A 7842-nucleotide genomic window follows, 5' to 3' on the forward strand; every position below is an offset into this window, starting at 1 on the left:
TCCGGCGATCACCTACCTAAACTGGCACAATGACCTCCGAAACGGATGGCACAACATGGCCGAAATGGGTGGCACAATGATCTCCGAAATAGCCAATAATGAATGAAGGAGTAAGAATCACTGTTGTCCGGTAAACTTTACGAAGACTAATAGAAACAACCTTCAGAGTGTCTCCACCTCGTTTTTGTTGACTGATCTGTTTACGAGCCCCCCTTGTTTTCTAATGTTGGAAATAAAGATACCCCGTAGCTTTGTTGCCGTTTTGCTGCAAAAGGGCTTTGGTCGGATCGGCCAGGAACGTCCCCAGCTGGACATAACTAGTCGATCCTTAAGAACTCTAAATTGGTTGATATGGATTAATACGGATCAGATACATGCAAAGCAAACGCAAGGATTTGGCCCTCTCTCGAACCCACTGCTCCATCCATTTCTTCAAGCTCCACCCGGCCGCGGCCAGATAGGCATTGATCTGAAACGATGTGTTCCCGTGCAGATAGTTCTGTCCCATACGATGGTCCGTTTTAAGATGTCCGATAATCGCTTTGATGCCCGCCCGGCGGCGAAACCGGCGGCGCATCCGCCGCCTCTTGGCCTCACTGTCGGAGGCTTTGGGGTTGTCCGGGGTGGTAATCTTAACGCCCAAGGCCTGTTTGACCCGTCCGTCCAGCTCGTGAATGGCTACCGAGTAGGCGAAAATCTTGGCGACCCCTTCCTGGCCAATACGGCCTCGAAAGTGAACAAAATCGCTGGGATCGCTGGGAAAGGTGTGCTGGAAATAGACCTCCCCGCAAAATATTGCATGTAGGTATTCATCACCCAAGCCTCCGCCAGGGTATCATCCCTGTAGTCGTAGATGCGTTTGAGCAGCAGACACCCGACCATAAAGCGGAATGGGCATGGCCGGTTGCCCGGTGTGGCTGTAATGGGCGGCAAAGGCCATCTTCAAACCAAGACCAATCCATACGGTCGGCCAGCACAGCTAAGTCTTGATCCGGATCGATGAAGTTCTTAAGTAAGGGGCGAAAGGCATCACGTTGGCCTGCAACGGGAGAAGTACCTGTCATAAATTGCAAGGTTTTGGGCTGTTTTGAACTGTTTCCTTGCAAAACAAGATACAAAATATTCCCCTTTTAAACCTCTAAACCATTGATTCATATTAACTTAGAAAGGTTCTTAAGGGTCGACTAACTAAAACAATGCAGGCGAATCATCGCCCGCAGATTGGCATAAGACCACCGACGGCGGTGCGAGCGCTGCAGCACCTGTATCAGCAGGTCGGCGATCAGCGCACACCAGACCTGTATTTTAATCGCATTGGGGGAGTCGCCCAAAAAGTACCGAAGCGGCCAAGCCCCTTTAATGCGTTTAAAGACCCTCTCGATATGCCACCGCTGGCGATAGATGCCCGCTATTTGGGTAGCCATCAGTGAGAACAGGTTCGTCACAAAACGGAAGGAACGGCCGGACTGGCTATCATAGAAGCTCACCAGATGGGCCTCAAACCGGGTTACGTTGGTGTGGGTGGTGTGTCCCAGCATGACCCGCTGGTCGGACAGCACGCCCCCCCGACCCGTTCAGCTTTGCTGACCGGGAAGTCCTGCAGCAGCTCCAGGGCTGCATTGGACCGCAGCCGGCTGACAAAACCAATCTGGTGGTCCTAACTTCTTTGGCCGGTATTGGGAAAAGCAGTTGATGTTCTTCAACATTAAACATTTCAGAAGTTACTCTATTTAATCGTTTAACATAGATATTAAGTCAAGGTTGTTTAGCCTGTTTTCTAAACTTTTCTTGTAATTTATTCCAGAGAGTAGCCATACTATCAACAAGTGATGGTTTTAATTTTGCAATGTTGTACGTTTCACCACGATCAATGGCTAAATTATATAGTTCCCACTGGTTGCCAGGTGCAGAGAGCAGTTTCCAGTTATCCACTCGAACGGCTCTATGATTGGCATGATTGAAGAAAATATTGTCTCGATTTATAGTTTGTGCATTTTCAAAAACAGGAATGAGACTTTTACCAGGTAATTTCGGTTTCTGAGATTTAGATGATTCAAAATTCGTATTTTCTATTCCTGCTAAGTCAAGAATGGTCGGTACTAAATCAATTACATGGCCAGGAGTATTGTGCAGCTCACCTTTAGATTTAATTCCATCCGGCCAATGAACAATTAGTGGTGTAGCAATACCACCCTCATGAACCCACATTTTATGTCTTCTAAATGGAGTATTTGAGGAACTAGACCACCCAGGTCCCAAGCAAAGAAAAGTCTCTCCTGAACCCATAGCTGCTTCACGATCATGGCCTTCGCCACGGATCATAATTGTTGCATCTGCTCCATTGTCAGACAAAAAGAATATTATTGTATTTTCTAGTTCGCCCATTGACTTAAGTTTACCAACTAGACGGCCAACTTCATGATCCATGCGACTTATCATTGCCGCATGTATGGACATTTTTTTGGCCTGAAACCTTTTTTGTTGTTCTGTAAGATTTTTCCACGGAACAGCATGCTCTATTTCTCCAGGCCCAAGTGCATTGAATATTCCTGTATTCAAATAATACGGCGTTACATCTGGCTCTAGTTGTGGTAATGGATTATCTGAAATTCCCATTTTTTTAAGGCGTTTCCATCGCTCTGTTCGAATGGAATCCCACCCTACCATGTATTGACCCTCATATTGTTTTATATCTTCCTGTGGTGCTTGGAGCGGAAAATGAGGAGCTGTATAAGCTAAATAAAGGAAAAAAGGATTATTCTTATAATTAGCTTCGTGATCTTGAAGAAATTCAATAGCATAATCAGTATAGTCTGTAGTAGTATAATAGTCGCTATTGGGTTCAATAGGAGGCTGGAGATCATCGTCCCTATAATGGGTTTCAGGATAAAAATATCGATTATGATCGCGTAGCCAATGGGAATGATCGAAACCTCCATCTGCAACAGGCTTTGAAGCAGTTCGTATATGCCATTTACCTGAATGATAGCTTCGGTAACCTGCACGATCTAAATAATGGGGTAGCAGCTTTGCCCACGAAGGACCATTACCGTCAGAATCTCTTACCTGCTGATAATAATAGCCCGTTAACATGCTAGTTCTTGTTGGCCAACAACGGGATGTATTGTAGAATTGAGTAAACCGTAAACCATTGTTTGCCAATTTGTCAATATTTGGAGTTTTAATTTCACCACCATAAGATCCTAAATCAGAGAATCCCATATCATCTGCAAGTATTATTACAATATTAGGAGGTTTTTGATCTAACTCAGAATCTTTAGCGTAGGTATTACCTATTAGCAAGCCTGAGCTAAAAACCCAGAACCATCCACACAGTAGTCCTATAGAATATATTTTAATTCCAGTCATTTAAAAGAATGGTTTAAATTGATTAATTTAATTTTATTTACCAACCTGGATTCTGCTGAATATGAGGATTTAAATTGATCTCTCTTTCCGGTATGGGATATATGAGCTTAAAGTCCTCTATTATATAAACAGGTTGACTAGTAAAATGTGGCTGTAAATCTTTGACCTCTTCGCCATGTTGCATCATTGTCTCTATAGCTCTTCCTGTCCTTAATAAATTGAACCACCGATGATTTTCGAATGCAAGTTCTACCCTTTGCTCTTGATAAATTGCTTCTCTGAATTCTGACTGAGAAAGACCTGTAGCCAACGGATCGAGTCCAGCTCTTTGACGAACCTGATTTATATAACCATACGCTTCGCTGATAGGCCCGTCAACTTCATTTATTGTCTCAGCCATCATAAGTAGGACATGAGCATATCTGTAGACTGGCCAATTTCCATTCGTAGCTCCGCGCACAGAGTGTGGATGATCAACCTTTTTTACATAGAGCAATGTATCCCCAATTGCAATACCGTGTTGACCATTACCAGGGTCAACATAAAATCCAATGGATGCTTCCTTTCTTTCATCTCCGGATTCGTAGGCCTCTAACATGTCTCGAGTAGGTATATTTAAACCAGCCGGTGTGCCTGCATTATCACCTGTGATTTCTGACCCAGAATTGTGAGGAGCAAATGAATAAATAAAGCTATTGCCTAAACCTACATTAGTTTCCAACTCTGCATAATTAACAGCAAAAATTGACTCTTGATTATTTTTATTAGCAGGGTCATATATATCAGAATAATCTGGAAGCAATCCATACCCTAAATTCATAATTATTTCTAACTCTTCAGCGGCTGAAGAAAAGTTTTGCCTTGTCATGTATACATCAGCCAGTAAAGTTCTTGCTGCTCCCTCTGTAGCTCTTCCCTTATTTTCATTTGAGTAGGATTCTGGTAGTAATTCCGCGGCATCACTGGCATCGGTAATAATTTGATTATAAACCTGTTCAGTACTAGCTCTTTCTTCCAGCGTTGAAAAAGCCTGGTCAGGTGACCGAACTTGATCAAGGACTAGGGGTACACCCCCGAAGAGTCTTACCAAACTAAAATAGTACAATGACCGTAGAAACTTGGCCTCACCCATAAGTTGATTTTTCAGATCACCACTGCTGAACTCAACCTGTTCTATGTTATTTATAACCAAATTGGCCCTTTGTATACCTTGATAAACATCCTGCCAATAAGGTGCTAAGTTTTGATTAGAGGGACTCATTACGAATTCATCTATTAACCATGTAGGATGGTGTCCAAAATTAGATGAGTTATACTGATTTATTGTATTGTCAGAGCGTACTTCTGAAAATTTCCATTGATTATTATACATATCTTGCAATTTTGCATAGGCTGCAATAACAGTTTGATCAACTTGTTCCTCATTCTCAAAAAACTCTGTCGAACTGATAAAGTTAGCAGGTTGTGAACTCAAAAAATCATCACAGCTTACTGCGAAAAAGCTTATTGATATTATTACGAAGAATAGGACGAAAAAATAGAGTTTACTTTTAGTGGTAATCATGAGGGTAAATAAATTCAAAAGTTAATATTAATTCCGAATTTGAACATTCTGGCAATAGGATAATTTCCATTTCGAGTTTGACCAGGTTGGAGTGGATCATTCGCCAGTACGGATTCTTCTGGATTCTGTATATCAGTATTAGATATCCAGAGATTGTGTACATTCAAGTATGCTCTTAGTTCATTAGCACCCATTGAATTAAGAAACCCGATTTGATTACTACTAAATGTGTGTCCAAGCGTTATATTTCTAATCCATATGTGAGAATTGTCCTCGACCCAGACACTTTTGTTGTATCTATGTACAATATTATTGTATGAAATTGCTCTGGCGTGAATTCCATCACCAGGGTTCTCCGGTGACCTCCACCTATTTTGGGCTTCTGCGGTTACATTAAATATTCCCATCAAATTCCAGTGATCTTCACGATCTGTTCTCAAAGTTTCCCCACCTTGAGAACCCGTTACTGAAACACTAAAATCAAAATTCTTATAATTTAATGAACTATTTAAACCCCACGTAAAATCAGGAAATGCATTACCTATTCTTACAAAATCGGTAAATGGATCTGTTCTTCCGTCGCCATTAACATCTTTATATCTCCACTGCCCAGGTATAGCATCGCCATTGGGTATATGATTTTGGATCTCTTCCATCGTGTTATATATACCTTCAACCTCGAATCCATAAAATTGGCCAATAGGATAGCCCTCTTCCGTTATATGTTGTCCTTGACTTACGGGAGCAAGTATTGGACTATCTAGTTTTGTTACTTCGTTTGAGTTGTGAGCAATATTAAAACTCAAATCCCAGTTAACGATAGAATTTCTTACTATTGTCGAATTAACTTCGAACTCTATGCCTTGATTGGTGACCTCTCCTCGATTAACAACAGCCTCATTAAATCCAGAAGTAAATGGAGTTTCAATATTTAGGAGCATATTACTAGTTATTTTTTCATATGCATCCAAGGTGAAATTTAACCTGTCTTCAAGCATGCTCATATTCAAACCGAGATTTACCTGTTGCACTTCTTCCCAACCCAAATTTGGATTTCCGAGGTTAGTGACAGTTCTACCAGAAACTTCTTGGCTATTCAATGTATAATTAGCTGTGCTTACCGTTCCTAAATGAGAATAATTACCAATATTAAAATTACCTGATAACCCATATCCCCCTCTTATTAATAGATTATTGAATAAGTTAACTTCTCTCATAAATTTTTCTTCAGAAATTCTCCAACCGACAGAGAACGAAGGGAAACTACCCCATCGGTTATCGGCTCCAAATCTCGAGGAGCCATCTCTTCTGATTGTAGCTGTTATTAAATATTTATCTTTAAAATCATAATTAATTCTACCTAATACCGAAACTAAACTCCATTCGCCAATATTAGTATTACCACCAATGGTAGGTGCAGCATTAAAGGTTCTAATTTCATTGTCAGGAAAATTAGTAGCACTAAAATTTCCGACCTCTATTGTTTCTTGCTGAATAGAGAGCCCTGCTAATGCTCTAATATTATGATCTCCGTAAACTGACTCATAGCGTATTGTATTCTCATTAAGCCAGTTTAAAGTCTCTTGATCGGTAAATCTGGCGTTAGCAGCAGTGGGTGGAGATCTAAAACCAACACCAACAGTTGTAGGTTTAAAAAATTCTGTTTTGGCATTATTCCAGTCAACGTTAAATGTTGATCTAAGTGTTATTCCACTATAGACTTCATATTCTGCATATGTATTAACTATCGATCTTTTTCTGCTAAGTTCTTCATCCACTTCCTTTAATTTTAATACTGGATTTACAAACGGTAACATCCCAGCTCCCGTTATCATAGATGTTAATGTACCGTCGGATTTTCTGACCGAGGCAATTGGATTTACAAGAAAAGAACTGGCAATTGCACTGAATCTACCCGGCTCATCTACTTCTGGTGCTAATTTTTGATTCTCTAAAGAGGGAGCAATTCTCAAACCTACACTAATATTTTCACTCAGGTTGGCGTCAATATTGGCTCTCAAGTTGTATCGTCTATACCCTGTCTCAAGAACTGTTCCTCTTTGATCCATAAAGTTTGCAGACACCATTGCTCTTATTGTTTCATTACCAGTACTTATGCTGAAATTTTGTTCATGCATAATGGCATTTTCAAAAATTTGATCTTGCCAATCGGTTCCTTCACCATATTGCTCAGGATTCCTATACATTTCCGGTATATCCTGCTCTGTAGGTTCTCTTCCTTGGTTGAAGCGAATATTATCTTGCATTCTCTCTTTCATGAATTGGGCCCATTGACGAGCATTCATAACTTCGACCATACCTCTCTCCCTTACACTTTGAATTCCAATAGAGCTATTCACCTGTATTTGTGTTTGTGGAGTCCCTTCTTTGGTAGTTATTAAGACAACCCCATTTGCTCCCCTAGAACCGTAAATAGCTGTAGCAGAAGCATCTTTTAATACTTCAATAGATTCTATTTGACTCGGTGAAATACTGTTAAGAGGGTTGGATTTCGTATTTGGAGAATTGGGTATTGGGAATCCATCTACTACAAAAAGCGGATCATTACCTGCTCCAATAGATCCGATACCCCTAATACGAATGGAAGGCCCACCTCCTGGAGTCCCACTCACATTCTGCACCTGTACTCCAGCTACTTTACCAGTAATTGCCTGGTCAACTCCAGTTACTGATGTAGACTCAATATCTTCTGTAGAAATAGAACCAACTGAGCCAGTAACGTCTCTTCGCCTTTGTGTGCCGTAACCAACAACAACCACATCTTCCCCAACTACTGCCTGGGATGTTAATACTGCGTCAATTTGTGTTCTCCCATTGATTGGAACTTCCCGTGTTTGATAACCAATGAACGAAAACACAAGCGTATCTTGAAGACTATTAACTGGCAG

At 40.9% G+C, this 7842-nt stretch carries 5 protein-coding genes and 1 pseudogene; all 6 read right to left on the reverse strand.

Features of this window, described 5'->3' with window-relative positions; genetic code table 11:
* Window positions 1-337 precede the first annotated feature (337 nt).
* Window positions 338-820, reverse strand: a complete 483-nt coding sequence (locus tag ACG2F4_RS18880) for a hypothetical protein (protein ID WP_395262509.1) — start codon at window positions 818-820, stop codon at window positions 338-340.
* Between the two features lie 5 nt (window positions 821-825).
* A pseudogene (locus ACG2F4_RS18885) lies at window positions 826-882 on the reverse strand (hypothetical protein); the annotation flags it as partial.
* Window positions 883-1184: 302 nt separating this feature from the next.
* A complete protein-coding gene (locus ACG2F4_RS18890; protein WP_395262505.1) occupies window positions 1185-1559 on the reverse strand; it encodes a transposase in 375 nt (124 codons plus the stop codon).
* A gap of 196 nt (window positions 1560-1755) precedes the next feature.
* Window positions 1756-3369, reverse strand: coding sequence for an arylsulfatase (locus ACG2F4_RS18895; RefSeq protein ID WP_395262506.1), 1614 nt, complete (start codon window positions 3367-3369; stop codon window positions 1756-1758).
* A 37-nt stretch (window positions 3370-3406) separates the two neighbouring features.
* Window positions 3407-4843, reverse strand: coding sequence for a RagB/SusD family nutrient uptake outer membrane protein (locus ACG2F4_RS18900; RefSeq protein WP_395262507.1), 1437 nt, complete (start codon window positions 4841-4843; stop codon window positions 3407-3409).
* A 104-nt stretch (window positions 4844-4947) separates the two neighbouring features.
* On the reverse strand, window positions 4948-7842 hold a 2895-nt coding region (locus ACG2F4_RS18905), incomplete at its 5' end, for a SusC/RagA family TonB-linked outer membrane protein (protein ID WP_395262508.1).

This window comes from Halalkalibaculum sp. DA3122, assembly GCF_043951865.1.
Taxonomy (GTDB): domain Bacteria; phylum Bacteroidota; class Rhodothermia; order Balneolales; family Balneolaceae; genus JAMQKA01.

Coding starts and splice junctions, on each gene's coding strand:
- ACG2F4_RS18895 (WP_395262506.1), bottom strand. CDS start 3,369: ATGACTGGAATTAAAATATATTCTATAGGACTACTGTGTGGATGGTTC.